This is a genomic window from Pseudomonas sp. PB105, from assembly GCF_009764655.1.
In the GTDB taxonomy this organism is placed as follows: Bacteria; Pseudomonadota; Gammaproteobacteria; order Pseudomonadales; family Pseudomonadaceae; genus Aquipseudomonas; species Aquipseudomonas cyclaminis.
This window is the reverse complement of the sequence record NZ_RWIO01000046.1, coordinates 49,300-63,688: the sequence shown is the minus strand read 5'-3', so window position 1 is coordinate 63,688 and position 14,389 is coordinate 49,300. Positions and strand designations below refer to the sequence as shown.

The 14,389-nt window shown below is 62.2% G+C and carries 14 protein-coding genes; 10 read left to right on the top strand and 4 right to left on the bottom strand.

Translation table 11 applies throughout. The features are described 5' to 3' along the window. Positions 1-30 precede the first annotated feature (30 nt). From EJD88_RS12755 to dacB, 4 genes are all read left to right on the top strand, one after another. Positions 31-306, top strand: coding sequence for a GIY-YIG nuclease family protein (locus tag EJD88_RS12755; protein WP_099585028.1), 276 nt, complete (start codon positions 31-33; stop codon positions 304-306). Between the two features lie 75 nt (positions 307-381). Further along, positions 382-1,317, top strand: a complete 936-nt coding sequence (locus EJD88_RS12750; RefSeq protein ID WP_158878119.1) for a glutathione S-transferase family protein — start codon at positions 382-384, stop codon at positions 1,315-1,317. 109 nt (positions 1,318-1,426) lie between these two features. After that, positions 1,427-3,844 carry a TonB-dependent receptor gene (locus EJD88_RS12745; RefSeq protein WP_158878118.1) on the top strand — a complete coding sequence of 806 codons (2,418 nt, stop codon included), beginning with the start codon at positions 1,427-1,429 and terminating at the stop codon, positions 3,842-3,844. Between the two features lie 76 nt (positions 3,845-3,920). Further along, positions 3,921-5,366, top strand: coding sequence for a D-alanyl-D-alanine carboxypeptidase/D-alanyl-D-alanine-endopeptidase (dacB, locus tag EJD88_RS12740; RefSeq protein WP_158878117.1), 1,446 nt, complete (start codon positions 3,921-3,923; stop codon positions 5,364-5,366). Position 5,367: 1 nt separating this feature from the next. Here the strand turns inward: dacB and EJD88_RS12735 are convergent, their stop codons facing one another. Next, on the bottom strand, positions 5,368-6,147 hold the full coding sequence (locus tag EJD88_RS12735) for an IclR family transcriptional regulator (protein ID WP_158878116.1): 780 nt from the start codon (positions 6,145-6,147) through the stop codon (positions 5,368-5,370). Between the two features lie 119 nt (positions 6,148-6,266). On the opposite strand from EJD88_RS12735, the gene hmgA reads away from it, so the two are divergent. From hmgA to EJD88_RS12715, 4 genes are all read left to right on the top strand, one after another. Beyond that, positions 6,267-7,550, top strand: coding sequence for a homogentisate 1,2-dioxygenase (hmgA, locus tag EJD88_RS12730; protein ID WP_158878115.1), 1,284 nt, complete (start codon positions 6,267-6,269; stop codon positions 7,548-7,550). A 3-nt stretch (positions 7,551-7,553) separates the two neighbouring features. Next, complete coding sequence (fahA, locus tag EJD88_RS12725) at positions 7,554-8,840, top strand: fumarylacetoacetase (RefSeq protein WP_158878114.1); 1,287 nt, start codon at positions 7,554-7,556, stop codon at positions 8,838-8,840. A 12-nt stretch (positions 8,841-8,852) separates the two neighbouring features. Beyond that, the gene (gene maiA, locus EJD88_RS12720) at positions 8,853-9,488 is read left to right on the top strand and encodes a maleylacetoacetate isomerase (protein ID WP_158878113.1); all 636 of its coding nucleotides are present in this window, start codon (positions 8,853-8,855) and stop codon (positions 9,486-9,488) included. Positions 9,489-9,562: 74 nt separating this feature from the next. After that, on the top strand, positions 9,563-10,930 hold the full coding sequence (locus EJD88_RS12715; protein WP_158878112.1) for an aromatic acid/H+ symport family MFS transporter: 1,368 nt from the start codon (positions 9,563-9,565) through the stop codon (positions 10,928-10,930). On the opposite strand, the gene EJD88_RS12710 is transcribed toward EJD88_RS12715, so the two are convergent. Beyond that, positions 10,927-11,730 (bottom strand): SirB1 family protein, encoded by an 804-nt coding sequence (locus EJD88_RS12710; RefSeq protein WP_099584978.1) that lies wholly within the window; start codon positions 11,728-11,730, stop codon positions 10,927-10,929. The two genes, EJD88_RS12715 and EJD88_RS12710, sit on opposite strands and share 4 nt — an antisense overlap. A gap of 185 nt (positions 11,731-11,915) precedes the next feature. Here EJD88_RS12710 and EJD88_RS12705 point away from each other — a divergent pair, with 185 nt between their 5' ends. Next, entirely contained in the window at positions 11,916-12,935 is a 1,020-nt protein-coding gene (locus EJD88_RS12705) for a Glu/Leu/Phe/Val dehydrogenase dimerization domain-containing protein (RefSeq protein ID WP_099584979.1), read from the top strand. 54 nt (positions 12,936-12,989) lie between these two features. On the opposite strand, the gene EJD88_RS12700 is transcribed toward EJD88_RS12705, so the two are convergent. Next, positions 12,990-13,250 carry a YebG family protein gene (locus EJD88_RS12700; protein WP_003171979.1) on the bottom strand — a complete coding sequence of 87 codons (261 nt, stop codon included), beginning with the start codon at positions 13,248-13,250 and terminating at the stop codon, positions 12,990-12,992. A 247-nt stretch (positions 13,251-13,497) separates the two neighbouring features. On the opposite strand from EJD88_RS12700, the gene EJD88_RS12695 reads away from it, so the two are divergent. Continuing rightward, positions 13,498-13,986, top strand: coding sequence for a phosphate-starvation-inducible protein PsiE (locus EJD88_RS12695; RefSeq protein ID WP_099584980.1), 489 nt, complete (start codon positions 13,498-13,500; stop codon positions 13,984-13,986). Here EJD88_RS12695 and EJD88_RS12690 read toward each other — a convergent pair. Then, positions 13,983-14,297, bottom strand: coding sequence for a DUF3509 domain-containing protein (locus tag EJD88_RS12690; protein WP_158878111.1), 315 nt, complete (start codon positions 14,295-14,297; stop codon positions 13,983-13,985). The genes EJD88_RS12695 and EJD88_RS12690 overlap by 4 nt on opposite strands. Positions 14,298-14,389: the final 92 nt, after the last annotated feature.

Sequence of the window (14,389 nt, the reverse complement as noted above, 5' to 3'; positions counted from 1 at the left end):
GGGTGTTCCACTTGTCTGTTGAACCTGGCCGTGACTGATCCCGTCGAACCCAAACCTTGGTACGTCTACCTGGTGCGCGCCGCCAATGGCTCGCTGTATTGCGGCATCAGCAATGACCCGGTGCGCCGTTTTGCCTCGCATCAGAGCGGCAAGGGCGCACGGTTTTTTCTCTCCAGCCCTGCCGTTGCGCTGGTGTACACCGAGCAGTGCGCGAGCAAGGGCGACGCGTTGCGTCAGGAACGCTTGATCAAGAAGCTGAAGAAGAGTGCGAAGGAGTGTCTGGCGGCGAGTGGTTCATTGATCTGACTGATGGGTTCCCATCACGCCACCTGAGCAAGATGCGCGCTAAGCTGCGGGTTCATTTGTTAGGTGGACCCCAGCATGTCTGAGCTAATTCTGCACCACTACCCCACATCCCCCTTCGCGGAAAAAGCTCGGCTGTTGCTGGGCTTCAAAGGGTTGTCCTGGCATTCGGTGCATATCTCCCCGGTGATGCCAAAACCGGATCTGACGGCCTTGACGGGCGGCTATCGTAAAACCCCGGTGCTGCAAGTGGGCGCCGACATTTATTGCGACACGGCCCTGATCGCTCGCCGCCTGGAACAGGAAAAAATTGCACCTGCGTTGTTTCCCCTGGGCCAGGAAATGATCACCCAAACCTTCGCCACTTGGGCCGACAGCGTGGTGTTTGCCCACGCCGTAAGCCTGGTGTTCCAGCCGGAGTCGGTGGCGGTGCGTTTTGGCAAGTTGCCGCCGGAAGCGATCAAGGCGTTTCTCGCCGACCGCGCCGCGCTGTTCAGCGGCGGCACCGCGAGCAAGCTTCCGGCCGAGTTGGCCAAGCATCAATGGCCGGCGATTATGGCGCGGCTGGAGCAGCAATTGCAGCGAGAGCCGGGCGACTTCCTGTTTGGCGAACCGTCGATTGCCGACTTTGCCCTGGCCCACCCGCTGTGGTTTCTCAAGGCCACGCCGGTGACCGCGCCGTTGGTGGACGCGTATCCGGCCGTGTCGGCGTGGTTGGGCCGTGTGCTCGGTTTTGGCCATGGCACCGCGAGCCAGATGACCGCCGAGCAGGCGTTGGAAATCGCACAAAAGGCCACACCGGCGCCGTTGCCGGAAGAAGTGTTCGAGGACTTGAATGGCTTCCAGGTCGGCGAGCAAGTGACCATCAGCGCCATCGATTACGGTGTCGACCCGGTCGCTGGCGAATTGCTCTTCGCTGGGCGCGAAGAACTGATTCTGCGCCGCACCGACGAACGCGCCGGTACCGTTCACGTGCATTTCCCGCGTTTCGGATTTCGCATTCAGGCGCAATAAATAAAAATATTTGTAAATACAGGTGAGGTAAATCGCCAGCCCATCCGTGTAGTGCTTGAAACTGCGATCTATTCGCATTAACGGCGTTTTCTACACGGGTTCTCACAGCATGAAGTCGACGGCAGGCGGTTTGGTTAAACAGTGGCTGGGAGCCTCGGTATTAGCGGTGTCGGGGTTGGCATTGCTGCCCCTGGGCGTGGCTCAGGCGCAGGAGCAGCAAAGCGCCCAGTTCATCTTTGCCCTGGCTGCCAAACCGTTGCCCCAGGCCTTGAGCGATTTCAGCCGGGTCACCGGGATCAGCGTGATCTATACCGATGAAGCGCCTTACGGCCTCAGTGCCCCGGCGGTCCGCGGGCAAATGAGCGCGACCCAGGCCCTGCAACACTTGCTGGCGAACTCCGGTTTTACCTTCCGCCAGATCGACGCCCGCACCCTGGCCCTGGAACCTGTGCCCACCGAGGGTGCGCTCAACCTCGGCTCGACCACCATCAGCGGTGTCGGCCAAACCGAGGACAGCACCAGCTACCAGCCGCCGCCCACCAGTTCGGTGATGCGCTCCCGTGCTTTGCTGCTGGAAACCCCGCAAACCGTCAATGTAGTACCCGCCCAAGTGCTGCGCGACCAGACCCCGCGCAACCTGGATGACGCCCTGGCCAACGTCAGCGGCATTACCCAGGCCAACACCTTGGCCAGCACCCAGGACGCAGTGATGCTGCGCGGCTTTGGCGACAACCGTAACGGCTCGATCATGCGCGATGGCATGCCGGTGGTGCAGGGCCGTGCATTGAACTCAACCGCGGAGCGGGTCGAAGTGCTCAAAGGCCCGTCGTCGCTGTTGTATGGCATCCAGGACCCGGGCGGCGTGGTCAATATCGTCAGTAAAAAGCCGCAACTGACCCAGGCCACGTCCCTGACCGTGCGTGGCTCGTCCTTCGGCGACGGCAAGAACGGCAGCGGCGGCAACCTCGACACCACCGGCCCCATCGGCGATTCGGGCCTGGCGTATCGCCTGATCGTCGACCATGAAGACGAAGACTACTGGCGCAACTTCGGCACTCACCGCGAGTCGCTGGTGGCGCCATCCCTGGCCTGGTACGGCGACACCACCAAATTGTTGTTTGCCTACGAGCACCGCGAATTTCTTTCGCCGTTCGACCGCGGCACGGCCATCGACAAGTCCAACCACCCGCTGGACATCCCGGCCACCCGCCGTCTGGATGAGTCATTCAACAATATGGAAGGGCGTTCCGACCTGTACCGCTTTGAAGCCGACCACGACTTGAACGACGACTGGAAAGCCCATTTCGGCTACAGCTGGAACCGTGAAACCTACGACGCCAGCCAGGTGCGCGTCAGCGCGGTGAACACCAACGGCACCCTGACCCGCAGGATGGACGGCACCCAGGGCGCGATCACCACCGACCGCTTCACCACGGCCAGCCTGGAAGGCAAGGTCAATGTGCTGGGCATGCAGCATGACCTGGTGTTCGGCCTGGACGACGAGTACCGCAAGGTCTACCGCGCGGACCTGATTCGCCAGGCCTCGCGCACCACGTTCAACTACAACAACCCGGTGTATGGCAACGAAGTCGCGGGCACGACGGTCAGCGCCGCCGACAGCGCCCAGACCGACCTGCTGCGCAGCGACTCGCTGTTCTTCCAGGACGCGATCCACCTCACCGACCAGTGGATATTCGTGGCGGGCGCGCGCTACCAGATGTACGACCAATACGCCGGCAAAGGCGTGCCGTTCAAGGCCAACACCGACGGCAACGGCCAGGCCTGGGTGCCGCGTGCGGGGCTGGTGTATCGCTACACCGATGAGCTGTCGTTCTACGGCAGCTACACCGAATCGTTCAAGCCCAACTCCACCATCGCTGCCTTGGCCGATGGCAGCACCTTGACCGGCGACCTTACGCCCGAAGAATCCAAGTCGTGGGAACTGGGCGCCAAGCTCGACATTCCTGGGCGCATCACCGCCAGCGCGGCGTTGTTCAACATCGACAAGCGCAACGTGCTGGTGTCGGTGGGCTCTGGTGCGAACACCGTCTACAGCATCGCCGGTCAAGTGCGCTCTCGTGGCCTGGAACTGGATGCAAGCGGCCAATTGACCGACAAGTGGAGCCTGATCGGCAGCTACGCCTTCACCGATGCCGAAGACATCAAGGACAACGACCCGACGCTGCAAGGCAACCGCCTGCAAAACGTGGCCAGGCATACCGGCTCGTTGTCGGTGGCCTACGACTTCGGCAACATTTTCGGCGGTGATCAGTTGCGCGTCGGCACGGGTGCGCGGTATGTCGGCGAGCGCGCAGGCGACGCCGCCAACGATTTCGACCTGCCGGGCTACACCGTGGCGGATGCGTTCGCCACCTACGACACCCGGATCGACGGGCAGAAGGTCAAGTTCCAGGTCAACGTGAAGAACCTGTTCGACCGCGTCTACTACACCTCGGCGGCCAGCCGCCTGTTTGTGTCCATGGGCGATGCGCGGCAGGTGTCGGTGTCCAGCACCCTGGAGTTCTAAACCCCAGCCCGCTCGCCACAAAGGTACGGAGCTGTTAGCGTTGCGGCCATTAATGGCTTTGCGGAACACGGTACCGATGCACTTTGGACGATGGCTACACCTGCTGTGCCTGAGCATTTTACTGGGCGGCTGTGCGAGTGTTTCGCAGCCGTCCACGTCCTCGACGCTGGACCGCCTGTTGGCCGATCCTGCCCTCAACGGCGCCACGGTTTCGGTCATGGTGCGCGACGCCCGCAGTGGCGGCACCCTCTATCAACACAACCCGCGCACACGCCTGATCCCTGCCTCCAACCTCAAGTTGCTCACCACCGCTGCGGCGATGGATGTGCTGGGGCCGCAATACCGCTTTTCCACGCAACTGCTGAGCAACGGCCCGCAACAAGGTGAGCGCCTGACCGGCAACCTCTACCTGCGCGGCTTGGGTGACCCGACCACCCAGTTCGCCGACTACCAGGCACTCGCCGCCCAACTGGCGAGCCAGGGCGTGCGCCAGGTGCAGGGCGACCTGGTGTTCGACGACAGCTTTTTCGACGCCGAACGGCTGGGCGTCGACTGGGCCCAGGACGATGAAAGTACCTACTACGGCGCGCAGATTTCGGCGTTGACGGTATCGCCCAATGCGGATTTTGACGCGGGCACCCTGATCGTCACGGCCAAGGCGCCGGTCATTGCCGGCCAGCCGGTGACTGTTTCTTTAAGCCCACCCACGGATTACGTGCAACTGGGCAACCGCGCCGTCAGCGGCCCCGGCAACAGCTATGGCATCACCCGTCAGCACGGCACCAATCTGCTGCAACTGACAGGCACGCTGGCGCCGGGCAAGCAAAGCCGGCAGTGGGTGAGCGTGTGGGAGCCGACGCAACTGGTGGCCCATCTGTTCGAGCAAGCCCTGGCGCAGCAGGGTATCGAGGTGCTGGGGCGCAGGGTGATTGGCGGTGCAAGCCCTGGGACCGCCAGGGTGCTGGCGGAGCATCAATCGGCACCGTTGCAGGCACTGATCACGCCGCTGCTCAAGCTCTCGAACAACAACATGTCCGAAGCGTTGCTCAAGGCCATGGGCCGTAAAACGGCGAACGCGGGGACGGCGGCGGCGGGTGTGGCGGCGGTAGCGGCATTTATGCAGCGCCAGGGCCTGGACCCGGCGACGCTCAGCCAGGTGGATGGCTCGGGTTTGTCGCGGCGCAACCTGGTGTCGGCGCAGAACCTGGCGGACCTGCTGCTGGTAAGCGCCAGACAACCCTGGTTCGACGCCTGGTACAACGCCTTGCCGATTGCCGGCAATGCCGACCGTATGACCGGCGGCAGCCTGCGTTATCGCCTGCGCGGGACGGCTGCCGAAAACAACCTGCACGCCAAGACCGGCTCTATGGCCGGGGTGTCATCATTGAGCGGCTACATCACCGATGCCGAAGGGCGGCGGCTGGTGTTTTCGATGATCAGCAATAACTACTTGAGCGATGCAGCGCCGATCCGTGCCCTGGAAAACCGCCTGGCCGTGGCCCTGACGCACTGGCACGACTGATTCAGGGCTGATAACCCATCCGCCAACTCACGGCCTGGGTCGCCGCCAGCAAGCGCTGCGCCGCCGGGCCATCTTCGTCGGCATGGAACAGCGAGGTGGGGCCAACCACGGTCATCACCGCCGCCACTTGCCCAACCGCGTTGAACACCGGCGCCGACAGCGCATCCACCCCCGGCATCAGCAGGCCATGCACAAAGTGCAGGCCACGGCTGCGGATCTGCTCGCAGGTGAGGGCGTAGGCCTGGTCGTCGGCCAGGGCGTGGGCGAGACCGGCCTGGATTTCACGCTCACGCAACTCGACGGTTTCCCGCGACGGCAGGAAGGCGCTGAACACCAGCCCGGTGGACGAGCTGAGCAGCGGCAACACCGAACCCAATTGCGTCACCACCGTGACTGCGCGCACCGCCGGCTCGATCTGCACCACCGTCGCGCCCTGGTTGCCCCATACCGCCAGAAAGCAGGTTTCATTCAACTCGTCGCGCAGTTCTGCCAGGGGCATTGCGCCGACTTTCAGCACGTCCATGCTGCCCAGTGCGGCCAGGCCCACCCGCAGCGCCTCGCGCCCCAGGCCGTAATGGTTGGTGGCGGTGTTCTGTTCGGCAAAACCCGAAGCGATCAACGCCTGTAAATAACGATGCACCTTGCTTGCCGGCATCTGCACATGTTCGGCCAGACGCGACAACGAAGTGGCGGGCGACAACTCGGCCAGGGCCTTGAGGATGTCGGTGCCCACTTCGGCCGAGCGGACTTTCTGTTTACCGGTGTCGCGGGGCTTTTCCATGGAAGGGCGAGAATCCGAGAGATGAATGGGCGTCTTTATAGCTTGACGGTCGATGGTGATCAAATTACGTTATGCGTAACTGGATTACGATAAAAACAACTGACCCCAGAGGAAGCTCCATGAACCTCGAATATCTTTCGGGCTTCGGCAATGAATTCGCCAGCGAAGCCCTGCCCGGCGCCTTGCCGGTCGGCCAGAACTCCCCGCAAAAAGCGCCCTACGGGCTGTATACCGAACTGTTTTCCGGCACCGCCTTCACCATGGTGCGCAGCGAAGCCCGTCGCACTTGGCTGTACCGCATCCAGCCATCGGCCAATCACCCGGCGTTCGTCAAGCTGGAGCGACAGCTGGCCGGTGGCCCTCTGGGTGCGGTAACGCCCAATCGCCTGCGCTGGAACCCTTTGGATATTCCCGGCGAGCCGACAGACTTTATCGACGGCCTCGTCGCAATGGTGGCGAACGCCGGGTCAGAAAAGCCCTCAGGCATCAGCATTCATACCTACCGCGCCAACCGTTCGATGGAGCGCGTGTTCTTCAATGCCGATGGCGAACTGTTGATTGTCCCCGAGCAGGGCCGCTTGCGTATCGCCACCGAACTCGGTGTGCTGGAGGTGGAGCCGTTGGAGATCGTCGTGCTCCCGCGTGGTCTCAAATTCCGCGTCGAACTGCTGGATGCGCAAGCACGCGGTTATGTCGCGGAAAACCACGGCGCGCCGCTGCGCCTGCCGGACCTTGGACCTATCGGCAGCAACGGCCTGGCCAACCCCCGTGACTTCCTCACGCCGGTTGCCCACTACGAAGACCTGAAACAGCCTACAACCCTGGTGCAGAAATTCCTCGGTGAGCTGTGGGCCTGCGAGTTGGACCACTCACCGCTGAACGTGGTCGCCTGGCACGGCAACAACGTGCCTTACAAATACGACCTGCGCCGCTTCAACACCCTCGGCACCGTGAGTTTCGATCATCCCGATCCGTCGATCTTCACCGTATTGACCTCGCCCACCAGCGTGCACGGCCTGGCCAACCTCGACTTCGTGATCTTCCCGCCGCGCTGGATGGTCGCCGAAAACACCTTCCGCCCGCCGTGGTTCCACCGCAACCTGATGAACGAATACATGGGCCTGATCCAGGGCGCCTACGACGCCAAGGCCGAGGGCTTCCTGCCCGGCGGCGCGTCGCTGCACAGTTGCATGAGCGCCCACGGCCCGGACGGCGAGACCTGCACCAAGGCGATCAACGCCGAGTTGGCGCCGCACAAGATCGACAACACCATGGCCTTCATGTTCGAGACCAGCCAAGTGCTGCGTCCCACCCAGTTCGCCCTGGACTGCCCGCAACTTCAACCTGCTTATGACGCGTGCTGGGCCTCGCTGCCCAACACCTTCAACCCGAACCGGAGATAACCCATGACTCAGCCCACTACTACCCAAAGCTGGGTGGCCTGCGCCAATGGCCACCGCGACTTTCCTTTGCAGAACCTGCCGTTGGGCGTGTTCAGCATCAACGGTTCGGCCCCGCGCAGTGGCGTGGCGATTGGGGACTGCATCTTCGACCTGCATGCCGCTCTGGAAGCATTTGAGGGTGAAGCACGCCGAGCGGTTGAAGCGACCGTGGGCGGCCAGTTGAATGCGTTTTTTGAACTGGGCCGTGGCCCGCGTGTTGCGCTGCGTGAGCGCCTGTTGGAACTGCTTGCCGAGGGCAGCCCGCTGCAAGCGCGTGAGGCGCAGGTCCTGCACCGTGCCGCCGATTGCCAGATGCATGTACCGGCCCGGATCAATGACTACACCGACTTCTACGTCGGTATCGAGCACGCGCAGAACGTCGGCAAGCTGTTCCGCCCCGACAACCCTCTGCTGCCCAACTACAAGTACGTGCCAATCGGTTATCACGGCCGCGCCTCGACCATTCGCGCCTCCGGTGCCGATGTGCGTCGCCCCAAGGGCCAGACCCTGCCCGCCGGCCAGACCGAACCGACCTTCGGCCCTTGCGCGCGGTTGGATTACGAGCTGGAACTGGGCATCTGGATTGGCCAGGGCAATGCCATGGGCGACTCGATTGCCATCGGCGACGCCGCCGAGCACATTGCCGGTTTCTGTCTGCTCAACGACTGGTCTGCGCGGGACATCCAGGCCTGGGAATACCAGCCGCTGGGGCCGTTCCTGTCGAAAAGCTTCATCACCACGATTTCGCCTTGGGTCGTCACGGCCGAAGCACTGGAACCGTTCCGCAAGGCGCAACCGGCCCGTCCCGAGGGCGATCCGCAACCACTGCCGTACTTGCTGGATAAACGTGACCAGGCCGCCGGTGCTCTGGACATTGAACTGGAAGTGCTGCTGACCACCGCGGCCATGCGCGAACAGAACCTGCCGGCCCAGCGCCTGGCCCTGAGCAACAGCCTGCATATGTACTGGACTGTGGCGCAACTGGTGGCACACCACAGCATCAACGGCTGCCAGTTGCAGGCCGGTGATCTGTTCGGTTCGGGGACCCTGTCCGGGCCGCAGGAAGGGCAGTTCGGCAGCCTGCTGGAGATGACCGAAGGCGGCAAGAAGGTCATCGAATTGCCATCCGGCGAAGTGCGCAGGTTCCTGGAAGACGGTGATGAAATCATCCTGCGCGCCCGCTGCAACCGGGAAGGTTTCGCCTCCATCGGCTTCGGCGAATGCCGTGGCACTGTGGTCGCAGCGCGTTAAGAGGGCAGGGTGATGGAACTCTATACCTACTACCGCTCCACGTCGTCGTACCGGGTGCGTATCGCCTTGGCCCTCAAGGGCCTGGACTTCACGGCGGTGCCGGTGAACCTGCTGGTACCGGCGGGCGGCGCCAATCGCCAGCCGGAGTACCTGGCAATCAACCCTCAAGGCCGCGTGCCGGCCTTGCGCACCGATGACGGCGAACTGTTGATTCAGTCGCCGGCGATCATCGAGTACCTGGACGAACGTTATCCACAGGCGCCGCTGCTTTCCAAAGACCTGGCCACCCGCGCCCATGAGCGTGCCGTGGCGTCGATCATCGGCTGTGATATCCACCCGCTGCACAACTCCAGCACCCAGAACCTGTTGCGGCAGTGGGGGCACGATGAGGCGCAATTGCTGGAATGGATCGGTCACTGGATCAGCCAGGGGCTGGGCGCGGTGGAGCAGTTGATTGGCGATGCGGGGTTTTGTTTTGGCGAACAGCCTGGGCTGGCGGATACGTTTCTGATTCCCCAGCTGTACGCGGCGGAGCGCTTCAAAGTGCCGTTGGCTGCGTATCCGCGCATTGGCCGGGTGGCGGCATTGGCGGCGCAGCATCCGGCGTTCATTCAGGCCCACCCCGCCAACCAACCTGACACCCCATAACGCTCAAGGCTTGCACCGCCCCTCCCGCCGTGGATATGCGTCACCTACCAATAAAAATAAACAGGTACCTTGCGATGCACAATCAGATTGCCAGCTTTCGCGCGGCACTCGACGCCCGTCCGGTGTCGCGCTATCAGTGGTTGATCCTCCTGTTGCTGGCGTTGCTGCTGGTGACCGATGGCTACGATGCTCAGGTGCTGGGCTATGTAGTGCCGGCTTTGGCGTCGGATTGGGGATTGGAAAAAGCTGCGTTCGGCCCGGTGTTCAGCGCCAACCTGCTGGGGCTCACATTAGGCTCGCTGCTGGTGACGCCTTTGGCTGACCGATTTGGCGTACGGCGCATCTTGCTGGGCTGCGTGTTGATCTATGCCTGCCTGACTCTGCTGATGGTGTTCGCCCACTCACTGACCTCCCTGATGGCTGCACGATTTATCTGCGGCATCGGCATGGGCGGCGCGATGCCCAGCGCCATGGCGTTGATGTCGGAATATTCGCCGCCGCGCCTGCGCACTCTGATGGTGACCTTGGCGGCGTGCGGGTTCTCGTTCGGCGGTGCGGCGGGTGGGTTTGTGGCGGCGGGGTTTATCGACAGCTTCGGCTGGCAAGCGGTGTTCCTGGCCGGTGGCGTCACACCGTTGCTGTTGTTTCCGTTCCTGGTGTGGCTGCTGCCTGAATCGTTGCCGCGCCTGTTGCGCGATGCACCGCCTTATCGGCGATTGCGCAACGTGACCTCGCGCATGCTGCCCGACTGGCAACCGCCGCCGGCGAACGAGGCAGAACACCTTCAAGCGCAGGGCAGCAAGCTGACGGTGGTCGAGCTGTTCCGCCATGGCTATGCACGTCCGACGCTGCTGATCTGGGCGACCTTCTTTGTCAGTCTGATCTTGCTGTATTTCATGATCAGTTGGCTGCCGTCGCTGTTGCTGGAAAGTGGCCTGGCGCTGAATCAGGCCAATTTGGTGACGTCGATGTTCCTGTTTGCCGGCACCTTGGGCGCGATCGGCATGGCCTGGTTTGCCGACCGGCTCAAAAGCAAGGTACGCCTGCTGTCTGGTGTGTTGGCGGCGGCTGCGGTGTGCACCGTTTTGCTGGGGCTGAACCACGACAATTCGCACTATCTGGTGGCCTGTGTGTTTGCGGCCGGGTTCTGCATCATCGGGGGACAATTGACCCTCAATGCTTTCGCCAGCAACTTTTACCCGGCGCATGTGCGTGCCACCGGTACCGGTTGGGCACTCGGTGTCGGGCGCTTTGGTTCGATCCTGGGGCCGTTGTTTGGCAGCATGCTGCTAGCGATGCATATTCCGGTGCAGCAGATTTTTTTCTTCTGCGCGATACCGGCGGTGATGGCGGCATTGTTGATTATTCAGGTCCGATCACCAGGGGGGGATGTGCCGAAGAGCGCGCTGCCTGGCGATATTCTCAAGGCGCCTGAGGGCTAGTGCACCACTGAATTGGGCGGCAAGTGCCCTAGCCGCTCGGTCAGGCGCAGGCGTTGGATCGGATCTTCACTGAGCATCAGCGCGTGTTCCAGGTCAAAACGCTCGGCGTTCGGGCAGTCCAGGCGTTGATACAGGCTGGCCCGTGCCAAGTAGTCGGCGGCATTGGCGCTGCCCAGTTCCAATACGCGCTCGGCGTCCACCAGGGCTGCCAGCGGGTTGTCGTTGGCGAGGTGCAACTGGCGCAGGTTGCGCGACAGTCGTTGCAGGATAGAACGCGCGTCGGCGGTGTGCAGGTGGTCGGCCTGCAACTTGAGGTTGGGCCCGTACTGGCGTTGCAGCAGTTCACGGCAATCGTTGGGGTACAGGCGCCGCCCGCCGCACGGGTCCAGCAAGTGATCGGCACCGGGCACCCGCAGCAGGAAGTGCCCGGGGAAGTTCACGCCAACCATCGGTATCTCCAGGCGTCGCGCAAGCTCCATGGCAATTAACCCCATGGCCAGGGGTTGCCCGCGTTTGCGCTGTAGCACCTTGTCCAGCAGTGCGGCGGCAGGGCGCAGCGGGGTGAAGTCATCCTGGGCAAACCCCAGGTCATTCATGCGCCGCAGCAGTGGTTGACCCAGTTCATCTGCCGGCAGCATGGGCATGCTCAGGCTGACCTGTTGTTGCAGTAAGGCCAGGTTCTGCAGGATCTCCAGCGGCTGCACCGCCGGGTCGTGCTCGGCGGCGATCCACAGCGCTGCTTCGAACAGCGCCGGCGGCGAACGTTGCAGGCAGGCGAAAAAGGCTTGGCGGGGCTTCATTGCGTTCTCCGGCGGATGCCCCCGTTTTAGCCTTGCTGAGAATGTTCGTCTAGTGGCTTAAGAAATATCCCACGTTCTTATGTCGCAAGCCCTGCAAAATCGGGCGGCTTATTCCAGTGCACTTCGGCAGTTTTCTGCCGCCAGCCTATACTTGGCGACACCAGAAGTGATTCGGGAGCTTGACGATGTTTGCTCTCATGCACAGCACCCGCCTTGAATCGCTGCACCTGAGCGTCGACCCGGTGACGGGGCTCAAGGCGGTCATCGCCATTCACAACAGCCGCCTGGGGCCTGCCTTGGGCGGCTGTCGTTATATCGCCTACCCCGACGACGAAAGCGCCGTGGCCGATGCCGCGCGCTTGGCCCAAGGCATGAGCTACAAGGCGGCCTTGGCCGGGCTGCCGGTAGGCGGTGGCACGGCGGTAATCCTGCGTCCCGCCCATGTGGAAAACCGGGCTGCGTTGTTTGAAGCGTTTGGACGTTGTGTCGAGCAACTCAATGGGCGCTACATCACTGCTATCGACAGCGGCACCTCGGTGGCCGACATGGATTGCATCGCCCAACACACCTGTTTCGTCACCAGCACCACCGCCGCTGGAGACCCTTCGCCCCATGCGGCCATGGGCGTGTTCGCCGGCATTCGCACCACCGCCATGGCCCGCCTGGGCAGCGACAACCTCGAAGGGCTGCGCGTGGCAGTCCAGGGCCTGGGCAACGTCGGTTATGCACTGGCCGAACAACTGCACGCCGCCGGTGCCGAATTGCTGGTCAGCGACATCGATCACGGCAAGGTGCAACTGGCCATGGAACAACTGGGCGCGCACCCCATCGCCAATGACGCGTTGCTCAGCACCCCCTGTGACATCCTTGCGCCCTGCGGCCTGGGCGCGGTGTTCAACCGCACGAGCGTGGGCCAACTGCGCTGTGCCGCCGTGGCCGGGTCCGCCAGTGCGCAACTGACCAACCTGCAAGTGGCCGACCAACTGGAAGGGCGCGGCATCCTCTACGCCCCCGACTACGTGATCAACTCCGGCGGCCTGATCTACGTCGCCCTCAAGCACAGCGGTGCCGAACTGCCGACCATCACCGCGCACCTGTCCAACATCGGCAAGCGCCTGACCGAAATCTACGCCCACGCCCAAGCCGAAAAACGCTCCCCGGCACGGGTGGCGGATGAACTGGCCGAACGCCTGCTCTATGGATGAGCACGCATTAAAAAGGCCCTGAACCAATGATTCAGGGCCTGTTCAATTCGGGCTTTATTCCGCCGCTGCGTTGAGCAACTCGGACAACGCGTCCGGCTGGCTCTTGAAGGCCTTGGCAAACACATCGCGATTCTTCGCCATGTAGATCCCGGCTTCTTCCACCTGCTGCTCGCTCAGGGACGGCACGGCTTTTTGCAACACTTCTGCCAGCAACTCAGCGAGTTCAAGCATTTTGTCATGACGGTCAGCTTCGGCTTTATCCATGAACAAACGCTCCAGATCTCGGCTGCTGCGGTATACCACTTCGACGGCCATTCACCACCTCACATGCCTTCACGATAGTTGTCTTTTGCGACTACTGTATTTATATACAGCGAAAAGGGTAAGCCAAACCGTGGGGTTTGGGTAGCAGTTTTTTAATGTAGCCCGTAAATACAGGTTTGGCGTGCCTCATGTCACCCCGCCATCATCTCATGCCAGTGCTGGCCTTTTTTCTGCATGCAGAACAACCGTCACGTCCAACCCGCATTATCCGGTCGAGTCGACCTAAGGAAGTACCCTCGTGAAAATCAACTGGGCCGAAAAGCTGCGTCTGCAAGTCCATGGGCTGGCTGAGTCGCTGGGCAATCTGTTCGTGGAGTCGTTCCACTACCTGGCGCTGTTCGCCATTGGTGCAGTAACCGCCTGGGCGGCGGTGATGGAGTTTCTGGGGATGCTGGAGAACGGACACATCAAGATCGATGACATCTTGCTGCTGTTCATCTACCTGGAATTGGGCGCCATGGTCGGGATTTACTTCAAGACCAACCACATGCCCGTACGCTTCCTGATCTACGTGGCGATCACTGCGCTGACCCGTCTGTTGATCTCCAACGTATCCCATCACAACCCGCCGGACGTAGGCATCATCTACCTGTGCGGTGGGATTTTGCTGTTGGCGTTCGCGATTCTGGTGGTGCGCTACGCTTCGTCGGCGTTCCCGTCGGTGAAGGTCGAAGGCCCGCGCCGCAAGGGCCAGACGAGCCTGGAAACCGAGAAGGGCGAGCTTTAAAGCCCGACGCTGAAGGGCAGGGTGCGGGTGGGCGGTCGTTGCAACAATTGGTGATCGCCATCCGTCATCACCGCCAGGATCTCCATGGCGCTGTGGCCCTGCTCGATGGCGATGCCGAACTGGATGCTCTGCACCAGGCGTTTGAGTCGTTGCGGGTCGTTGCGTTGTTCGGCGCTGATCATGCGTTTGGCGACCACGCCATCCTCATTCGAGAGGGTGAGCATGATGCTGCCGTCCAGCCGTTGGATACTCAGGTTGACCCGGTAGGTTGGGGTAAAGGTGTCGGTGATGATCTGAAAAGGATTGTCCATGGTGCGTTACCGCCTGATAAGAACATGCAGTCATTGACGACCGGTATCGGGATTAGTTCGCGTCTCCTGACCACCGGCCAAAGTCCGTTTCC

Bases quoted from the DNA above. Each gene is read 5' to 3' on its own strand.
- EJD88_RS12750 (WP_158878119.1), top strand. From the start codon at position 382: ATGTCTGAGCTAATTCTGCACCACTACCCCACATCCCCCTTCGCGGAA.
- EJD88_RS12745 (WP_158878118.1), top strand. From the start codon at position 1,427: ATGAAGTCGACGGCAGGCGGTTTGGTTAAACAGTGGCTGGGAGCCTCG.
- dacB (WP_158878117.1), top strand. From the start codon at position 3,921: ATGCACTTTGGACGATGGCTACACCTGCTGTGCCTGAGCATTTTACTG.
- EJD88_RS12735 (WP_158878116.1), bottom strand. From the start codon at position 6,147: ATGGAAAAGCCCCGCGACACCGGTAAACAGAAAGTCCGCTCGGCCGAA.
- hmgA (WP_158878115.1), top strand. From the start codon at position 6,267: ATGAACCTCGAATATCTTTCGGGCTTCGGCAATGAATTCGCCAGCGAA.
- fahA (WP_158878114.1), top strand. From the start codon at position 7,554: ATGACTCAGCCCACTACTACCCAAAGCTGGGTGGCCTGCGCCAATGGC.
- maiA (WP_158878113.1), top strand. From the start codon at position 8,853: ATGGAACTCTATACCTACTACCGCTCCACGTCGTCGTACCGGGTGCGT.
- EJD88_RS12715 (WP_158878112.1), top strand. From the start codon at position 9,563: ATGCACAATCAGATTGCCAGCTTTCGCGCGGCACTCGACGCCCGTCCG.
- EJD88_RS12710 (WP_099584978.1), bottom strand. From the start codon at position 11,730: ATGAAGCCCCGCCAAGCCTTTTTCGCCTGCCTGCAACGTTCGCCGCCG.
- EJD88_RS12705 (WP_099584979.1), top strand. From the start codon at position 11,916: ATGTTTGCTCTCATGCACAGCACCCGCCTTGAATCGCTGCACCTGAGC.
- EJD88_RS12700 (WP_003171979.1), bottom strand. From the start codon at position 13,250: ATGGCCGTCGAAGTGGTATACCGCAGCAGCCGAGATCTGGAGCGTTTG.
- EJD88_RS12690 (WP_158878111.1), bottom strand. From the start codon at position 14,297: ATGGACAATCCTTTTCAGATCATCACCGACACCTTTACCCCAACCTAC.